This is a genomic window from Lentibacillus songyuanensis (assembly GCF_039548255.1).
GTDB classification, from domain to species: Bacteria; Bacillota; Bacilli; order Bacillales; family Amphibacillaceae; genus Lentibacillus_C; species Lentibacillus_C songyuanensis.
In genome coordinates, this window is record NZ_JBCLVH010000005.1 from 133,747 (window position 1) to 152,931 (window position 19,185).

Sequence of the window (19,185 nt, forward strand, 5' to 3'; positions counted from 1 at the left end):
GCAGCTTTTCATCATCAGACCTTTAATTAACCATTACTTTCTTCCAAATATATTCTTAAGACTTTTGCATACTGCATTACCGAAATCCTTCGTCGTACCTGTCCCACCCACATCCCTTGTTCTTACCATACCTTTTTGTAAAACATCACACACGGCAGTTTCTATCATGTCAGCCATCTTCGGACTTCCAATGTTATCCATCATAAGGGCAGCGGAAAGTATAGTCGCTGTCGGGTTTGCAATCCCTTTTCCAGCAATGTCTGGTGCACTGCCATGTATGGGCTCAAACATAGAGACGCCTTCAGGATTAATATTCGCTCCGGCCGCACATCCCAAACCTCCAGAAATGGCCGCTCCAAGATCCGTAATAATATCGCCAAATAGATTAGGAGCTACAACAACGTCGTATTTATCCGGTTTTTCAACAAAAAACATTGCTATTGCATCGACAAATGTAAACTCTGTTACCATTTCCGGGTACTTATTTGCAGTTTTTATAAATTCTTCCCGCCAGAGACTGTATAAATCCGGAAGTACATTTGATTTATCTACTGCCGTTACCCTGCTTTTACCTTTACGTTTCGCAAGATTAAATGAATATTCCATAACCCTTCGAGTGTTTTTTCTTGAAAGCAAACCTAGACTTACAGAATAATCATCATCTTCGCTAAAGGAAGCTTTCATAGTAAAATCAGCATCATAACTATTTCTATGCACAGAAAGGGATCTTTCAAACGAATCATTACCGTTGTGGAAAACCGTTCCCATACCGTTATAAAAATCCTCCGTATTTTCCCTTATCACATAAAAATCCAACGTATCTACATCTTTTAATGGACTTGTTACGTTGGGATATAATTTAACCGGTCTTAAATTAATGTATTGATCCAGTTCAAAGCGCAATTTTAATACCAGACCTATTTCCAATATGCCCGGCTTTACTCTGGGATCCCCTGTAGAACCAAAAAATATGGCCTCATGCCCTTTGAATTCCTCCATGGCACTTTGTGGAAGCACCTCTTTATTTTTTAAATAATAGTCACTTCCGAAGGGGTAGGAAGTGAATCTAATTTTCTCACCGCACACATCAGCAGCTGTTTCCAATACTTTCATGCCTTCATTCACAACTTCCGGGCCTATACCGTCACCTTTCATTACCGCAATATCATACTCTTTCATAAAAATAAACCCCCGCTTTCTTTAGGCCATAACCGCCCCGCCGTTTATGTCCAGAACTTCACCTGTAATATATGAAGCTTCATCACTAGCAAGAAAAACAATGGCGTTCGCCACTTCCATAGCAGTTCCAGGTCTTTTTATGGAGAGCCGGTCAAAAACCTCTTGCATGTTTTGTGTTTTAGCCCATAGTTCCGATATTCGTTGACTGGCCTCAATGTAACCCGGTGATACAGAGTTGACACAGATGCCGTGTTTGCCCACTTCTCTTGCCAAGTACCTGGAAAACTGGTCAATTCCGGCTTTAAGACTAGCGTAGGCTATATTGGTATTGTCGCCCGCCGCTCTGCCTATAAGGGAAGAAACATTTACGATTTTTCCATATTCTCGTTCCTTCATTGTGGGCAGTACTTCCTTACAGCAAAGAAAAACATTTTTCAAATTTAATTGATACACTTCGTCAAATTCATCTTCCGTGATATCAAAAGTAACTTTTCTGCCTGTACTGCCACCAGCAACATTACAAAGTATATCCACCCGCCCAAAAACGTGCATGCATTCAGAAAATGACGCTTTAATCGCATTCGGATCGGTGACATCAGTTGATTGATAAACACATTGCACACCGTATTTTTCACACATCTTCTGCGTTTCTTTCAGCTTTTCCTCATCTCTACTCATAAGAAAAAGAGCTGCCCCATTTTTAGCGAAAAGAATTGCCGTTGCCCTGCCGATTCCGCTTCCAGCTCCGGTTATGACCGCCACTTTCCTCTTAATGCTTGGGAAAACCGCCATACTTTCTTTTTCCATTCAACTTTCCCTCCTTGAAGACGTATTGCAATAGAAGACTTTGTGAGCAGATGTTTGAGAAGATACCTCCCTTTCACAATCTTAATAAAGCAACAACTTTCTTATATAGTTCATACGATTCGAAAAGCATCCCATCTTTAGACCAGCTTTATTTTGCGTGGTTTAAACATGTTGCAATTTTATGGGTCTTAGCATTAAAACAAGCGCTTATGATGTATTCCAATAATAAATAAAAATATCTCATATTATAGTATTCTGTTAATTCATTGTCACCTATCATAACGTAAACCAAGCAATACTTACTTTAGACAAAATGTCCAAGTTCTCCTCAAAAAACTATTACATTTGTCACTTGAATAGACCATTTTGTCGTTTTTACATATCCTGCATAAAATGCTAACTTCAACTTCTATTTCTTTAGCAAAAATCCCCCACCAGCAATACCTGGTGTCGTCATCTCACGCGGGTCTAAAATAATATCTAATTCTTTTTCCGGCAATAGCTCATGCTTCTTGCAGATTTCTTTGATCGTCAGCCCTGTTTCGATTGCCTGTTTGACTACTTGTGCAGCTGTTTCATATCCCAAATATGGATTTAATGCTGTGATGATACCATAACTTTCTTCCACATACTCGCGGCACTGCTCAACATTGGCCTCAATTCCGCTAACAGCATGGCGTGTAAATACATCCAAACCGTTGTTCATGATCTTTAATGATTGCAGTAAGTTAAAAATCATAACTGGCCCCATCACATTTAGTTCAAATTGTCCTGCTTCAGAAGCCATGCATATCGATTGGTCATTACCTGCAACTTGAAACGCGACCTGATTTACCACTTCAATCATAACCGGGTTTACTTTTCCTGGCATAATAGACGAGCCAGGTTGTTTGGCAGGAAGCTTGATTTCCCGAAGCCCAGTCATTGGACCAGATGCCATCATGCGGATATCATTGCAAATTTTAGACATGTTTATTGCCGACACTTTCAATGCCGATGATAGTGTTGTATAGGCGTCCGTATTCTGTGTGCCGTCGACTAAATTCGTGGACAAGCGCAACGGTATATCAAGCTGTGCCGATAATTGCGTAACGGCCTTTTCTACATATTCAGATTTGGCGTTAAGGCCTGTTCCAACAGCGGTTGCGCCCAAATTAACCGCCAGCATTTCCTCTGCTGCCTGCTGAATCCTGCGAATATCACGGCCGACGACTTCAGAATAAGCACCAAATTCCTGACTTAACCGGATGGGAACCGCATCCTGCAAGTGAGTTCGCCCCATTTTTAGTACATTCTGGAATTCCGCTTCCTTCTGCACTAGTTCCTTTTTTAACGTTGTCATTGTTGTAACCAATTCCTGCGCCATTCGATAAGAAGCAATCTTTAAAGCCGTTGGAATCGTATCATTCGTGGATTGAGACATGTTGACATGTGTATTTGGAGAACAGAAGTCATAATCCCCTTTCTCCCGCTCCAATTTTTCCAAGGCAATATTGGCTAAAACTTCATTCATATTCATATTAATGGAAGTACCTGCTCCACCCTGTATGGAATCAACGACAAATTGATCTGCGTAATTTCCATCAATTACTTCTTCAGCAGCATTTACAATTGCCTCACCAATCTTTTCCGGTAACATGCCTGTATACATATTAGCAAGTGCTGCCGCTTTTTTCACCTCGGCTAACGCTAGAATTAACTCATTATGAATAGGGATTTCGGTAATAGGAAAATTCTCAAGCGCACGTAAGGTTTGTACTCCATAATAAACATCCTGAGAAACCGTTTTTTGACCCAAAGAATCTTTTTCAATACGAAAATATGTTTTTTCCATTATATGCACTTCCTGTATGAATACTAATCTATTATTTTTAATCCAATTTAAAAACGAATAATCCCTACACCGTCTACTATGTCTATATTCGTTCCATACGGTTGGCTCAGCTTCTGCAAGTTTTCTAAAATACGATGATTATTCTCATTTGAAAGCTCTGGCCAGCCTTTTCTATATCTTGGCAAGTCAAACCCAAGCTCTATTGGATAGAGACGAATGCCTGTTACCTTTTTCTCCTTCATATCCCACTCTGCAATAACAGATTCCCACACGTAAGGATTGACCCCTAGACCTTTTGTATTATTATCACTTCTTTGATCTAAAGCGTCTGCCACATTATGTTGGTGGCTTAAATTATATTTTTCATAAAAATCAGCGGGAAGCGTCGTTACCGTTTCATTATGAAAAATGAAGTTCCCCAGGCTATAAAAAATCGGCTTCTCGCGATATATTTCAATTCCACGCAATATATGTGGACCATGGCCAATAACAGCATCTGCACCACTATCAATGCAGTTCCTTGCAGCAGTCTCGAAAAACTGCGCCGGTAATGCTTTATTTTCCTCTTCCATTTCATGGGAATGAATACTAACAATCACAACATCGGCCTGTCGACGTGCCTCAAGGATAGCATTTTCTAATCGCTTCATATCAGATGGATGTGGCAGCGTTTCTTTTCTTCTTGTTTCCCCTGCTTTAAAACGTAAAGGACCAAAAGAAAATTCATCCTCCTTTTCAACCTCGAAACCTTCTTTAACAGCCAAATTATGATCGGCATTTATAAACGTGTCATTCGCAATTTCCCGAAGCTTTTTCATCTCGGGTTTTGTAACATAGTGGGTCGTACTGTATCGCAATGGATTAACACCAGGCCGGCCAACCATATCAGGCCGCTGTTCGCCTGCCTGCCATGATTCGTGGAAAGTAGAAGTTACACTAATCAAAGCAACCCTGCCAGAAGGGGTTTCTAAATATTTCGGTGAGCTGGCTTCTGCCAAGTTTTCTCCAACACCGCCATGAACCAACCCATGTTCGTTCAAATACTTTTTGGTTGCTAATAGACCACCTTGCGAGTAGTCCAACGTATGATTATTCGCCCACGCGTACAAATTAAACCCATATGCCTTCAAATCATGTAATACATCCGGTGATGCCATTGCCCAAGTTCCACCGCTTACGGCTGAAGGATACCCCTCCCTATGATGGGTTGTTACTTCAAGGTTGGTAAAACGCACATCGGCATGTTGCAGCAGTTGCGAAATTCCTTGAAAAGAATCCCCCGCATACGACGGTAACCTTCGCGTAATGAAACTATCACCGGTTGCTACAATCGTCATCTTATCTTTTTCCAACTTCCGCCACCTCTTTCTTCATCCACTTATCCATTTTAAAAGGCTCCCAAAAGAAACCTGCCGTACAAAAGATTGTCCTTTTAATTTTATCGTTATCCTGTTTAACGGCGGTTTCATCCGTTTTATCAGCGATTCACTTTTCAGCAGCCTCACAATAGCAGACAAGAAGGCTACCTTTTTCCTGAAATGACATGCACAAATTTAATTCATCGCCCTCGTTCCTTTATCATCCGGTTTGATCCATTGCCCCTGATGCTCATGAACAATTTCACCGTTTTTCATAACCGTTTTGCCCCGTACAATTGTCGCCACCGGTTTTCCCTTGCCTTTGAAACCGTCAAATGCGGTAACTTTACTTTTACTATGCAAGTGCTCTCTTTTTATTTCAAACGGCTGCGCTAGATCGGCAATCGTAATATCCGCATCTGAACCAACTTGAAGCGAGCCTTTTCTCGGATAAAGGTCAAATTGTTTAGCAGGATTCGTAGACAATAATGCGACCAATTGTTGGATGGTAATATTTCCTTCATTTACTGCATTTAACATTAACGGAACCGTTGTTTCTACCCCGCACATACCAGCTGGAATCGACCATAAGTCACCATCTTTTTCCTCTTCTGTATGTGGCGCATGATCGGAGCAAACAATCGAAATGGTACCATCTTGAATACGTTCCCAAAGTTTATCCTGATCTGTTTTATATTTCACAGGCGGATAAACCTTCATCATTGGACCAATCGCTTCATAGTCATCCGCATTCAAAAAGAGAAAATGAGGACATGTCTCGGAAGTAATATTTCCTCCCTTTTCCTGTGCATCTTTCACCGCATCTACCCCTTTTTCGGAAGTAATATGAAGGATATGCAATCGTGCCCCAGTATCATTGGCAAAAGCAATTCCCGTTTGAATGGTGGTCAATTCGGCAAGATCCGGTCTTCCCTCGACAAGCGCCTCATAATCTTTACGTCCACCGTTTTGAATTTCATTTGTCAACTGATGAATTAGTTCATTATTTTCTGCATGGATGGCTAGAACTTTGCCTGTCTTTGCAATCTCTCGAAATATTTTATAAACCTCTCCATCACTTAGAGGAGGAATAATGTCTTTCATGTCAGGACTGTAATTATAAACCAATTCGTACGTATCCGATTTGATCGCATACCCCCAGAAAAATTTAAATCCAATGACACCCGATTCATAAAGTGGCTGGATGCTATCTAAATTTAAGTCTCCTAAACAAATCCCCCAAACACCAAAATCAACGTTTGCTTTTTTTGATAGATTTTGAACTTGGTTCTCCAAGTTTTCCACATTATTTACGGGAGGGTTTGTATTGGGCATTTCAAATACAAGTGTGATCCCTCCTGCAGCTGCAGCTAATGTCGAGTGGTAAAAGTCTTCCTTATGTGTGGAGCCTGGGTCTCTCGAATGAATATGTGTGTCCATTAATCCAGGAAATACGTAACATCCAGCGGCATCTGTCGTTTCATCAGCCTCGCCTGGTAATTCCTCAGACGTAATCGCGGCAATTTTTCCATCCTTAATATAGATAGTACCTTCATAACATTCATCTGACGTGGTAATTTTCCCATTTTTGATAATATGATCCCATTCAGCCATTTTGAATACCCTCTTTCCTTTTGGTTAGATATAATCCTCTTCCCGTTGCTTTGTAACAATCACCCCACCAATAATCTCATCGATACTATTCAGTTGATGTTCTTCCATATATGCGTGAATACCCTCGATGATATCGACCATTACTGTTGGAGATACGAAATTTGCTGTTCCTACTTGCACTGCTGATGCACCAGCCAGCATCATTTCAATCGCATCATCAGAATCCATAATACCGCCACATCCGATAATGGGCAGCCCGGATACTTCACGAACCTGATATATTTGTCTGACAATGATCGGTTTAATAGAAGGGCCCGATAATCCGCCCATAATATTTCCGATTTTGGGGCGACGGGTATGAATATCAATTGCCATTGCTAAGGGGGTATTGGCAACAACCAGGGAATTTGCTCCTGCGCTTTCTGCAGCTAAAGCAATCGATTGAATGTCCGTAACATTTGGTGTTAGTTTTACCAGTAGCGGTTTATCTGTTACCCCTCTCACCTTGTCAACCAATTGATAGGTAATATCGTCACTCATTCCAAACGCTTGACCATTATTTTTCAAATTTGGACATGATATATTTAATTCAAGTGCAGCCACACTCTCAACAGATGCAATAGTACTGGACATTTCGGCAAATTCATCTATAGATTCAGCGGAAATACTGGATATTAACGGTGCACTATATTGTTCGTAATACGGAATCGTTTCCTCCAAATAATAATGGAGCCCCTTGCTTTGAATACCGATCGAATTGATCATCCCACCTTTGGTTTCACACGCCCGCGGGTTTCGATTGCCTCTTTGGGGAAATTTTGTAATGCTTTTAGGTACTAGTGCACCAAGGTGATTAAAGTCAATCACCCGGTCCATCCCTTCCCCGAAGGCCCCTGAGGCAGGCATAACAGGATTTGCTATTTTCATTCCACCAATATCTACTTCCAGCTTCAATCCCTTTTTTATCATTGGAGAACCACCTCCTCCAGCGGAAAAACAGGGCCGTCTTCACAAGATTTAACGGTATGTATCACGCCTTGTCTTTCTACGTCACACACACACGAATAGCAAACGCCCATTCCGCATGCCATGTACTCCTCTAACGCAACCTGCCTGGTGATTCCATATGCTTTTGTCATTTTCTGCAGAAGCATGGACAACCGTTTTGATCCACAGGTATATGCTGCGTCGATATGATGCGTCTCTATCAGGTCATGCATGATTTCACGTACATTTTCGACATCACTTGTTCCATCTTCCTCTGTGACACAATAAACATTTGTACAATACTTCTCCATTGTCTTCGTGGCCAATAAGTCATTCTGCTTTCTTGCACTTAAAATCGCATAAATCTCAACATTCATTTGAGCCGCTTTTTGAGCAAGAGCCGCAAGTGTTGCAATGCCTACACCTCTCGCTAAAAGCAACATTTTTTGGCAATCTTTTTTTATGGAGAAAGGAACCCCTGCAGGACCAAGTATGTTGACGTTGTCGCCTGGCTGATACGTTGTTAATTGCTTCGTTCCAGCTCCTTCAACCTTATAAAGAAACTCTAACGTGTCATCATTGATCAAGTAAATGCTAAATGGCCTTCTTAATAAGGGATAATACGTTTGATGATCCGTAGACTTTATGTTAAAGAATTGCCCCGGTTCAATATCTTCCTCGATAACGGAGGAATCTACAATCATATGCCAATAACGGCTGCTTACTTGCCGATTCGATAATACAGTTAAATGATAGTCCTTCATGCTATACCTCCACTATTTTGGAATTACGTTTGGATTCGCTGACAGTGCCCATTTTAGTACTTCGTTTTCCAATACATCACAAGCGGTTCCGATGGCATCCAGTGAGGAGAATTCATCCTTGTGATGACTTAAACCGTCCCGACAAGGAATAAAAATCAATCCTGTTGGACAAATCCTTGCCATATTCATCGCGTCATGGCCTGCCCCACTCGGCATTTCCCGATAGGTAACACCCAATTGTTCACATGTCTGCGAAATAGAAGCAGTAACATGTTGTTCTAAAATGACAGGCTCATCGTTCGTTAATAATTCAGAATGTATTGATACCCCCCGTTTGCGTTCTACATTTTTGATGGTATCCTCTACATCTTTCATAACCTTTTGCTTAGATTCCATGTCAACACTGCGGATATCAATCTTCATCTCTGCTATATCCGGGACAACATTCATGGCACCAGGGGAAATAATACAATCTCCTACAGTAGCAACCGTTCCATTATCCGCCTCCGCTTTTGCCGCTTTTTCCACCGCTAAGCCGATCTCAGAAGCTCCCAAAAACGCATCTTTTCGTAAATCCATCGGTGTCGTGCCAGAATGTGATGCTTTCCCTTTGACTGTCACTTTTAAGCGGCTTGGTGCTGCAATTCCAGTTACGATTCCAATGTCCAATTTCTCTCTCTCTAATACTGGCCCTTGCTCAATATGCACTTCAAAGAATGCTTTGATCGCTTCGTTTTCTCTGGATGCCTTTCCAACTTGATTCCAATTTAATCCTGCATGAGAAAAGGCATCTTCTAGACTTACATCGTTTTTATCCTTCAACGTTTCCACGTTACGTGATTCCAAAGTTCCAGCCATACCTTTACTTCCGATAGTAGCCATACCGAATCTTGATGACTCTTCAGCAGTAAAACCAATGATCTCAATCGGATGGGTAGTTTGTATTTGCTGTTCGTTTAGTCGGCGGATTAATTCAATTGCAGCAACAACGCCAACCGTTCCATCATATTTCCCTCCATTGAAAACCGTATCAAGGTGTGAACCAGTCAAAACAGGGGGTAGTGTCGGATTTATTCCTTCTCTGCGCGCAATCATATTTCCAGCCTCATCCATTCGCACGTGTAAGTTTTCTCTTTCACATAGTTCTTTAAAAAGTTCCTTTGCGTTGCATTCGTTTTCTGTATACGCTAATCGATTCATTCCGTTTTCTGTGTAACCTATCTTGTTGAATTGATTTAGCGTTTGTTCAATCCGACGAATACTCATCGCGCATTCCCCCAATGGTTTATCATTAACTTCATTCTCAACACCATTATATGAAAACGCTTTTAGAAATTCTTTGTCTTTTAATACATGATTATTTTAATTTTACTGTCTATAAAGACAACTCTATATCGACAATTTGTTTATTTTTAACCCGAGGTATAACATCACTTTTCCATTTGAATCATGTAGAGAGTATCCTGTTAAAGATGCTATTTTTTGAATTCTGTATTTTAGTGTATTCACGTGAATGAACAGGTAATTAGACGTTTTTTTGAGATTTTCATTCTGTTCAAAATAAGCTTCCAACGTTTCTATAAGCTTTAAATGATGCGATTCATCATACTTGATAAGCTTCCCTACCGTTTTATTAAAAAGGTCCGTTAACTCTTTACTACCAATTAGTTCTCCTAGCAGTCGGTAAACACCTAAATCGTCATAAAAAGTAATGGTTGTGGGAGTTACGAAATAACTTCCTAATTTCAGTGCGTGCTCTGCTTGAACAAAGCTTTTCCGTAACCCGTTTATTCCTGTGTATGTTTGTCCAACACCCATGTGAGCTACAAATCGCCGTTCAACGTAAGCATCTAAATAATTGCATAAAGCCTTGCATTGATCCTTCCACTCGTTATTTGCATCATAAACGGGAAAAATCACACAAATATAGTTACGAATATTACCTATAATGGCATCTGACCACTGTTGCCGAATAATATAATCCACCCTGCTGATTTTCGTCGCATCTACATCTTTATTTTTATGTTCTTTATCCCCAGTGCTAAATAGAATACATGTATACATTTTTTTGTTATCAAATTGATATTTTTTACCTTTTTCTATCATGTCCTGGAAGTTCATAGAGTTATTGAAAAGCAATTCCTGAATGAAGTCATTTTTATATTGTTGTTCCACATCATGTCTTACTTTGAGTCTTAAAAACTCAAGGGATAAAAATACAGATGCTTGTTCCAGTATCGATAAATATAATTGTAAGTTTTCGGTTTGATCTCCCCAGCTGGTAATGTAACCATACATTACCCCATCTAACAAGATAGGCGCAACAATGCATGATACTTCCTCCCCATTACGTTGACGCTCAAGGCGAATGGGATGCTTGATTAATTCTAATTCCCTGATTTTTTCTTCCGTTATAGATACTATCTCGAAATTTGAATTTGGAAGTTTTATAAAAGGTAGCCAGCTCTCTATCGTAACTTCACTTCTAGTAAGAAATTCTAATGCCTCAATAAAATCAGTGACTTTCCCGCCATTTATGGAAACTTCGCGCAGAATTTTATTCGCTTGTTCCATATCCTCCTGAAGTAATGCCTTATTATTAAAAATAGCACTCATAACGGGAGATAATATATCCAGATAACTAATCTTCTCAGGTATTTCTATGATTGGAAGACCAAACTTGTCCGCTTCTTCCAATATGAAGGCAGGAATTTCACCTAAAAAATGATATGGTTTTATTGCTAAAGCAGAAGTGTTAATAGCAGAAAGCTGCTGTATGAACCGCCGTTGATCAAATGGCTCATTTTTGGCAAAAAAACTGGTGATCAATAACTCATTCCCTTTCAACCATCGTGTGACATCCGGGACTTCCATAATCGTTACATTATCAATTGTTTTTGTTAACCCTTCTCTTCCCGCTAAAATACGACATTCTTTTAATCCACCTATTTTCATTGCACTTGCTAATGTTATTCCCATCTATTTCACCTCATGTTTATATTCTTGATTTTAAATAAAGAAGACGTTATGTTTTTTAACGGTTTCATTGATGATGAATGAAACCGCTGACAACAAATGACAAAGTAGGCTTCATTCAGTGTGGGGGGCTGACGAATAGGATATTATAGTGTAGGTGCCTTGCATGTCCGAACAGCATCGCCTTTGGCACGCAGTTCCCCCACTTATCATTTTTGATTTCAGCTGAAAATCAAAAACGAGAGTAGTACTGCCCGTTACGTGTGAGATAAAGCAATAAGCATATCATATCGCATTTTGTCGCTATAGACAATATTTTGACTTTTATTTTATTTCTATCGACAATAATATTACGCTTAATTTATGTTAAAATCAGTTTATCTTTTTACAAGTTTAAGAAAATTGGAAGCCCTTTCTATGTTTTATAAGATGGTAATCTAACGTTTTATCCGATAATTATGATCAGTAATAGGGGCACCATTTTTATTTGGAAGGCAGCGAGAGGAGGATAAATTACACGTATTTATTTTTAATGAAATAACAAGAAGGACGCATTCGATAAATATGTAAGATCACCTTCTGATTCAGAACATCATTCAAAAAGGAGGATTTTTATGTCGCTAGTGATGGAATCGCAAGAAACACAAGAAACACAAGATGTGCAGCCGGAATCTAAAAAGTACCAATGGCAGACGTTATGGGCATCTGGTGTCGGGTACATGCTTGATGGTTTGGATCTGATGGTTTTATCTTTCACACTCCCGCTTATTATTGCCGGTCTATCTTTGAGTACGGTAGAGGGGGGCGCACTATCAACCATTACCATGCTGGGAGCAGTTGTTGGGGGTATTATTTTTGGTGTATTAGCAGATATATATGGTAGAGTCAAGGTTTTTTCATGGACCGTTCTCATTTTTTCTATATTCACCGGGCTTTGTGCGCTGGCAGTTGGTTTTTGGGATTTTGCTGCCTATCGTTTTTTAGCAGGGCTTGGTTTAGGTGGAGAATTCGGTATAGGTATGACCCTTGTTACGGAAGCCTGGTCGAAGAAAAATCGATCTCGTGCAACCTCAGGTGTGGCCGTAGGGTATCAGGTAGGAATTATTCTGGCTTCATTAGCTACGGCAATTATTGCTCCCTATTTTGGTTGGCGCGGCGTTTTTCTATTCGGGGTAGTACCAGCGATATTTGCCTTTTGGGTCCGAAAAGGAATGAAGGAACCCGAATTGTGGAAGCAAAGTAAAGCAAAAAGAAAAGTTTCAGGCAATAAGGTACCTATAAAACAAATTTTCGATTCCCCTAAAAAAGTAAGTATCACAATTGGGCTTATCATTATTTGTGGCGTCCAGAATTTTGGCTTTTATGGAGTCATGACTTGGGTACCGACTGCGCTAGCGCAAGATGTAGGCTTTTCGTTTAGCAGTACGACGATTTGGACAGTTGTAACCACCATTGGTATGGTTCTGGGAATATTGGTGTTCGGTGTTCTTGCTGATAAATTAGGACGCAAGCCTTCATTTATCCTATTTCAAATTTTTAGTGCTCTTGGTATTTGGATTTACTTCCAATTTTCCGTTCCAATATTATTAATCCTGTTTGGGGCGCTGCTAGGATTTTTTGTAAATGGTATGATGGGCGGTTATGGTGCGGTCATATCAGAACACTATACAACTGAAGTTCGTTCTACAGCGCAAAACTTCGTATGGAATGTTGGCCGTGCTTTAGGGGGTCTTGGACCATTAGCCATTGGTGCCATGGCAATGCATGGTACCATAAGTTCCGCTTTAGGTTTGATTTCAGGAGTCTATATCATTGCTGCACTAGCCATGTTATTTTTGGTACCGGAAACGAAAGGGAAGGAAATAAGCTAAACAGATTAAATAACAAAAGTCTGTCCCTGTAAGTTTCTATCTCAAATCCGCACAGCACGATGCATGCCTGAGATAGACGATTACGTGCTTTTCAATGGCAGGAAATGAAATAGACTTTTCTTAAGGGGAACATTTGCATGTTCCCCTTAAGTATGAAGACAATTACCTGCTGATGGTATAAAATAAGCTCCAGGGATACGAAGATTATAGAGGAGGAAAATAATGACTTTATTTCTATCTGAGAAGAACGTTGTATCGTTATTACCAATGAAAAAAGCGATTGAAGCTGTAAAATATGGACTTACAGAGTTAGGCCTTGATCGTGCGCAAAATCAACCAAGGGCCCGGGTAGCAATTGAAAATACCACACTTAACACCATGTCAGCATCCATACCTGGAGCAAATATCATGGGGGTTAAAAATTATACGTTTACACCAATGGCGGCGAAAGATCCGATCGCATATTTTCTCCTTTTTTCAGGTGAAGGAGACCTGTTATGTATGATGGAAGCAGATGAATTAGGAAGGATTCGTACAGGTGCTGTAACCGGTTTGGCTACGGATTATTTAGCAGCTCCTCATTCCAAGATTGCCGCTTTACTCGGGACAGGATTTCAAGCAGAAACACAGCTGAAAGCAATCTGCGAGGTAAGAGACTTAGATTGTGTCCATGTCTGGAGCCGTAACCCTAAATCCGTTGACGACTTTTGCCGCAGACTCCAGCCTGAGATTAATGCAGAATTAAAACCAGCAGAGAATATTGAACGCGCAGTGAACGATGCAGATATTATTACTACGGCAACAAGTGCACCCCAGCCAATTTTATCAGGCGATTTAATAAACCAAGGCGTGCATGTAAATGCAATAGGAAATAACAGAGCTTATGAACGCGAAATCGATGGTGAAGCCGTGAAACGTGCGGATCTCATTATAACAGATTCCATCGAACAGTCGAAAATGGAATCTGGTGATTTGGTTATTGCTAATAAAGAAGGTATTGCCGTATGGGAGCGCGTGCATGAACTGACAGATTTAATCGTTGGAAAATCCATTCATCGAACTTCCGCTGATCAAATCACGATGTTTAAATCAAACGGTCTTGCCATAGAGGATGTTGCTGCAGCTTATTTTGTGTATAAAGAAGCTATGCGGTTAGATATCGGGAGCGACGTGGATATATAATAAAGTGAAACTTCATTCAGTGGGGGGTTTTGACGAACTTGGACATTTTCGTGCAGGCATTTTGCAGGCCCGAACATCGGGCCTTTGTCATGCAGTTGACTCCCACTTTTCTTTTTTGCTTTAAACCGCAAAATCTTAAATATTAAATAAAAAATTAGCCAAAGGTATTCACTTACCATTGGCTAACTATAAATGAAATCTTTTTGTATATCTTTAAAGGTATTTCCACGCCTTGCACTCTACAATAATAAAATAATGTTTCTATTGTAATTACGTTAATTCCTTGCCTTTAGTCTCCGGAATCAAAAAGAATACAGCAAGAGCAGCTAAAATATATATACCAGAGATCAAGCCTAGAGAAAAACTAAGGGAGTGTTTTAAAGCAAGATAACCTATAATAAATGGACCAAAACCCGCGATTCCCTTTCCTGAATTGAAAATAAAATTCTCAGCAGTAGAGCGAATTTCGGTAGAATAATGCTCTGCCATCCAGGCACCATAACCGCCCATCATCCCGTTAACAAAGAAGCCCATAATAGCGCCTAAAAATACTAATAAAGCAAACTCTGTCTGTTGGAAGAATAACCAAACTATAGCTGCCGAAATAAGTTGAAACACAATGTACGAAGGCTTTCTCCCCCATTTATCAGAGAGATATCCGAATACGACAATACCTAGAATCATCCCAATTGTTGTCAAAACCGTCCAGGAGGTAGTATCCTCAAACGAAAAGTGAAATTGATCAGCAAGCATAGTCGGTGACCAAGTCATAATTGCATAAAAACCAAAGTTCTGTACACCTGTTATTAGTATTAACCCTATAGTAGTTCCAACCTTTTTAGGTGAGTCAAATAATTGCCCGAAAGGTATCTTTTTTTTATGTTTATCTTTTTTAGAAACCTTACTCTTTTTCCACATATCAGGTTCATCTAAGCTTCTTCTAGACCACCATGCAAAAAGCGCCGGTAAAACACCAACCAAAAAGACACCACGCCACCCAAAATGAGGGGCAATAAACATAACACATAGAGTTGCAAGAATTATACCAATCTGGAATCCAACCGCAACACCAGCTGTTGCTCGGGAACGATACTTCTTTGGCCATGCTTCACTAACTAAAGTCATCCCTATTCCAAACTCGCCTCCAATACCTAGACCCGCTAAAAAACGAAAAGCATCTAACCAAAAAATATTTGGTGCAAGTGCACAAAGACCCGTAAAGACAGAAAAAATTAAAATCGTTAAAGAAAATATCTTTACTCTTCCATACATATCCGCTAAAACTCCAAAAATATAGCCACCGATTACTGTTCCTACTAAAGTTATTGTAGAAATGAATCCTGCCTCAGCGGAATTCAAACCCAAATCGGAAATAATTAATGGCAATGCAAAAGCTAAAATCATCATATCTAATCCATCCATTGCATAGCCTGTGAAAGACGCCCACAATGTTTGCCAGTGATATTTGTTAATTTTGTCTGAAGGCTCTTTTGGCGACTTGTTAGGTGTATCTAATACCTGATTATTCACATTACATCCTCCTTCTTAAAATTAGCTCAATTTTATTCATTACACTATTTACTATTTTCTTATTAGAGAGAAACGAAACCCCTTTTGAAAGCGCTTTTATTATTAATTAGTATAATATCTATTAAGTCAACTTCTACTGACTTAATAGATAATTTAAAATAGAAATCATTGTCTAACCAAAATCATAATCAAAGGTAAACGAACGAAATTGATTTAAAATATACTTGTTCTATATTTTCATTAACAGCTATATTTACCATTTATATTGAGACTCACCAACTGGTTTAATAAATTCCCCATTTTTCTCACCAATTAATTTTCCGTCTGACATTACTTGTTTTCCTCTAATAAAAGAAGCAACTACCGCTCCTTGCATTGTGCAACCGTCGTAAGGTGTTACTTGACTCTTTGATAGTAAATCTTTTTTGCGAATAGTAGTCTTTGCGTTCATATCAACAATAGTAAAATCTGCATCGGCATTTGGCTTGATGACACCTTTTTTACCGTATAATCCCCAAATTCGCGCAGGACCTTCCGATAACAATGAAACAAGTTGATTCAATGTAATTCTTCCTTTCGCAACACAGTCTAACATTACAGGAACAATTGTCTGTACGCCTGTTGCACCCGCAGGAACATTCCATATATCCCCTACTTTTTCATCTTCCGTATGTGGAGCATGATCAGAACCAATAGCTTGAATTTGCCCATTCTGAACACCTTCCCATAAATGCTCCTGATGATTTCTCTCTCGTATCGGAGGGTATATCTTCATATTTACACCTGCCCGGGGATAGTCTTCATCCGTGAGTGTTAAATAATGCGGGCAAGTTTCACCTGTCACCTTAAGTCCTTTCTTTCTTGCATCGGCAATTAAATCTATTCCCTCCCCAGCAGCAATGTGTAAAATATGCAAGTGCGCATTAGCGGCATCTGCAATTGTGATACCTGTTTGTATAGTAAGCGCCTCTGTAAAAGAAGGCCTTGAGGAAAGAAAGGATGCGTAATCAGCTTTCCCTTTGTTTTTTTCAGTCTCCACCGTTCGGGCAATAACAGCATTATTTTCGGCATGGATACATACAGCTTTACCTGTTTGGCCAATAGCACGAAATGCCTCATATATCTGGCCATCATCTGGTGGAGGTAATACATCATCTCCTTTTGAAGGATTATAAACCAATTCCAATGTCTTAGGATTTAAAGAATAACCCCAAAAAAGTTTAAACCCAACTACTCCTGCCTTTGCTAAAGCATGTAATTTCTTCGTATTTAGATCTCCCAATACCATCCCTAAAAGCGCAAAATCAACAAATGCTTTGGGTGATAAATTCTCAACCTTCGAATGTAAAGAAGCTTCATCGCTAACTGGTGGTACCGTGTTGGGCATTTCAATAACGGTTGTTACACCTCCGGCAGCGGCAGATCTCGTTAAATGAGCAAAATCTTCCTTATGAGTTAAACCAGGATCCCTGCTATGAACATGCTCATCGATAAAACCTGGAAAAATATAATTTCCTTTTGCATCGTACACTTCACTAGCTTTTGCACCTTTTAAATTGCCAACACTGATAATCTTCCCATCACTAATTCCAATGTCCTCCGAAAAAGTGTTCCCCGGAGTGACAATCTCTCCATTTTTTATAATTAGATCGTATTGCATACCCTCATTCCCTCCAATTGATTAAATTTTACCCCTTAAGAAAAAGTGACATGTCCTTTTCACTATCTATATCAAGTAATGATTCCCAGATATTCCTTTTTTCGGGTTCATTAAAAATCATACTTGTTAACGAACAAAATTTAGCAAACAAATCCATTTTTAATGGTGGATTGGCTGTACTTCCATAAGGATTTGTACAGTTACCAGCCAGTAAATTCCCATTCTTCATTTCTATCGTAATTTGGGCAGCAGCTTCATGAGGCCATTTAGAACTTAATTCGAAATCCTCCTCCACTATTACTTTTTTTGCCAAACTCGATATTTCTTGATTTGTTAAAATTTCACCTTGAAAATTATCTAAGCCGGCATTACCTTTTACTAGAAACATTGCAACCGCATACGGAATTGAAAATTTTGACGATAGTTGATTTTCTTTGGCTACGTTGTTTAATCGAATGGCATTTTTTGCCACTCTCACTTTAATATGGTTTATTGTTTTCGGATTTAGCAGGTTTTTGGTGCGGATTGTTGGAAACTTACCATGGTTTAAATTAGTTCCTAATGCATTTGCAGCAGCATCCAAAGCAGGATGAACAAGGGCACAAGCTGCATGAAATTTAAAGTAGTTTTCCTGTATGCCATACTTTTCTCCTAATTTGTCTGTCAAAGATTTGATACTAAAATGCTCACCTAAAATTTCACCAAATGTTTCACTTAATGCACCCCTGTAACCAGTAAAGCCACTTTCTACTAAGTTCTTTACACTAAAAGCTATTTGGGCGGTTAGCCCCGGAAAAGCGTTCCGTATGGTAGCACCTTCTATACAAGGTTGCCATGATGTCCCCATCGTTAATGCAGCAGCAGCATTTATACCTTCTTGTAATTGGTCAACAGTCCAATTCATGATTTTTCCTATAGCAGCAACAGCGCCTACTTGCCCAAAATTCCCATGTGGGTGAACCATCTTTCTTAACCTAGTAGCTTTTTGGATACAATACTGAACCTCATAGCCTATTATAAAGGCAGTTAAAAAATCAGTTCCGGATTTATTCAATGCTTGAGAAAGTGCAAGAGAAACCGGAAAAATGTGCAACGAAGGATGACCTGTTGGCCGACTACCTTCATCCAATTCCAAAAAACAAGTTGCAGTAGCATTTAAAAACGCTGCAACGTTGGGCTCTGCTTTTGGAAACCCATTTTTTAAAATAGTAGATCCTTTTCCAGAGGAAAATTTTTTATAAAGTTGTACCATTTCTGGTTCGAATGATCCACGAAGTGCAACTCCTACAGTATCTGCTAAAGTCATTTTCGCATGCTCTTTCACGGGAATAGGGATATCTTGATAATTCGTCGAATCAATAAACTTCGCCAGTTGATAAGTAGCTTGTTCAATATCTTCCTGAACATTTGTCATTTAACCCCC

At 39.6% G+C, this 19,185-nt stretch carries 14 protein-coding genes; 2 read left to right on the plus strand and 12 right to left on the minus strand.

Translation table 11 applies throughout. The annotated features are described in order from the left end of the window. Positions 1-33: 33 nt before the first annotated feature. From WMZ97_RS07375 to WMZ97_RS07415, 9 genes are all read right to left on the minus strand, one after another. A complete protein-coding gene (locus WMZ97_RS07375) occupies positions 34-1,179 on the minus strand; it encodes an isocitrate/isopropylmalate dehydrogenase family protein (RefSeq protein WP_343271447.1) in 1,146 nt (381 codons plus the stop codon). 21 nt (positions 1,180-1,200) lie between these two features. Then, on the minus strand, positions 1,201-1,986 hold the full coding sequence (locus tag WMZ97_RS07380) for an SDR family NAD(P)-dependent oxidoreductase (RefSeq protein WP_343271448.1): 786 nt from the start codon (positions 1,984-1,986) through the stop codon (positions 1,201-1,203). 409 nt (positions 1,987-2,395) lie between these two features. Continuing rightward, the gene (locus WMZ97_RS07385) at positions 2,396-3,820 is read right to left on the minus strand and encodes an aspartate ammonia-lyase (protein WP_343271449.1); all 1,425 of its coding nucleotides are present in this window, start codon (positions 3,818-3,820) and stop codon (positions 2,396-2,398) included. A 47-nt stretch (positions 3,821-3,867) separates the two neighbouring features. Continuing rightward, positions 3,868-5,157 carry a CapA family protein gene (locus tag WMZ97_RS07390; protein ID WP_343271514.1) on the minus strand — a complete coding sequence of 430 codons (1,290 nt, stop codon included), beginning with the start codon at positions 5,155-5,157 and terminating at the stop codon, positions 3,868-3,870. A 216-nt stretch (positions 5,158-5,373) separates the two neighbouring features. Then, positions 5,374-6,792, minus strand: a complete 1,419-nt coding sequence (gene allB, locus WMZ97_RS07395; RefSeq protein WP_343271450.1) for an allantoinase AllB — start codon at positions 6,790-6,792, stop codon at positions 5,374-5,376. A 24-nt stretch (positions 6,793-6,816) separates the two neighbouring features. Continuing rightward, complete coding sequence (locus tag WMZ97_RS07400) at positions 6,817-7,761, minus strand: dihydroorotate dehydrogenase (protein WP_343271451.1); 945 nt, start codon at positions 7,759-7,761, stop codon at positions 6,817-6,819. After that, positions 7,758-8,543 carry a dihydroorotate dehydrogenase electron transfer subunit gene (locus tag WMZ97_RS07405; protein ID WP_343271452.1) on the minus strand — a complete coding sequence of 262 codons (786 nt, stop codon included), beginning with the start codon at positions 8,541-8,543 and terminating at the stop codon, positions 7,758-7,760. Before WMZ97_RS07405 ends, WMZ97_RS07400 begins: the two co-directional genes overlap by 4 nt. Before the next feature lie 12 nt (positions 8,544-8,555). Then, complete coding sequence (locus WMZ97_RS07410; RefSeq protein WP_343271453.1) at positions 8,556-9,809, minus strand: M20 family metallo-hydrolase; 1,254 nt, start codon at positions 9,807-9,809, stop codon at positions 8,556-8,558. Between the two features lie 123 nt (positions 9,810-9,932). Further along, complete coding sequence (locus WMZ97_RS07415) at positions 9,933-11,522, minus strand: PucR family transcriptional regulator (RefSeq protein WP_343271454.1); 1,590 nt, start codon at positions 11,520-11,522, stop codon at positions 9,933-9,935. A gap of 611 nt (positions 11,523-12,133) precedes the next feature. Between WMZ97_RS07415 and WMZ97_RS07420 the strand changes: the two genes are divergently transcribed. Both WMZ97_RS07420 and WMZ97_RS07425 read left to right on the plus strand, forming a co-directional pair. After that, positions 12,134-13,390, plus strand: coding sequence for an MFS transporter (locus WMZ97_RS07420; protein ID WP_343271455.1), 1,257 nt, complete (start codon positions 12,134-12,136; stop codon positions 13,388-13,390). Between the two features lie 222 nt (positions 13,391-13,612). After that, positions 13,613-14,572, plus strand: coding sequence for an ornithine cyclodeaminase family protein (locus WMZ97_RS07425; RefSeq protein ID WP_343271456.1), 960 nt, complete (start codon positions 13,613-13,615; stop codon positions 14,570-14,572). Positions 14,573-14,842: 270 nt separating this feature from the next. Here WMZ97_RS07425 and WMZ97_RS07430 read toward each other — a convergent pair whose 3' ends face one another. The 3 genes from WMZ97_RS07430 to WMZ97_RS07440 all read right to left on the minus strand — a co-directional run bounded on the left by WMZ97_RS07430 (position 14,843) and on the right by WMZ97_RS07440 (position 19,176). Then, positions 14,843-16,102, minus strand: coding sequence for an MFS transporter (locus WMZ97_RS07430; protein ID WP_343271457.1), 1,260 nt, complete (start codon positions 16,100-16,102; stop codon positions 14,843-14,845). A gap of 253 nt (positions 16,103-16,355) precedes the next feature. Beyond that, positions 16,356-17,762 carry an allantoinase AllB gene (gene allB / locus WMZ97_RS07435; RefSeq protein ID WP_343271458.1) on the minus strand — a complete coding sequence of 469 codons (1,407 nt, stop codon included), beginning with the start codon at positions 17,760-17,762 and terminating at the stop codon, positions 16,356-16,358. A gap of 28 nt (positions 17,763-17,790) precedes the next feature. Further along, a complete protein-coding gene (locus tag WMZ97_RS07440) occupies positions 17,791-19,176 on the minus strand; it encodes an MmgE/PrpD family protein (RefSeq protein ID WP_343271459.1) in 1,386 nt (461 codons plus the stop codon). Between the last annotated feature and the right edge of the window lie 9 nt (positions 19,177-19,185).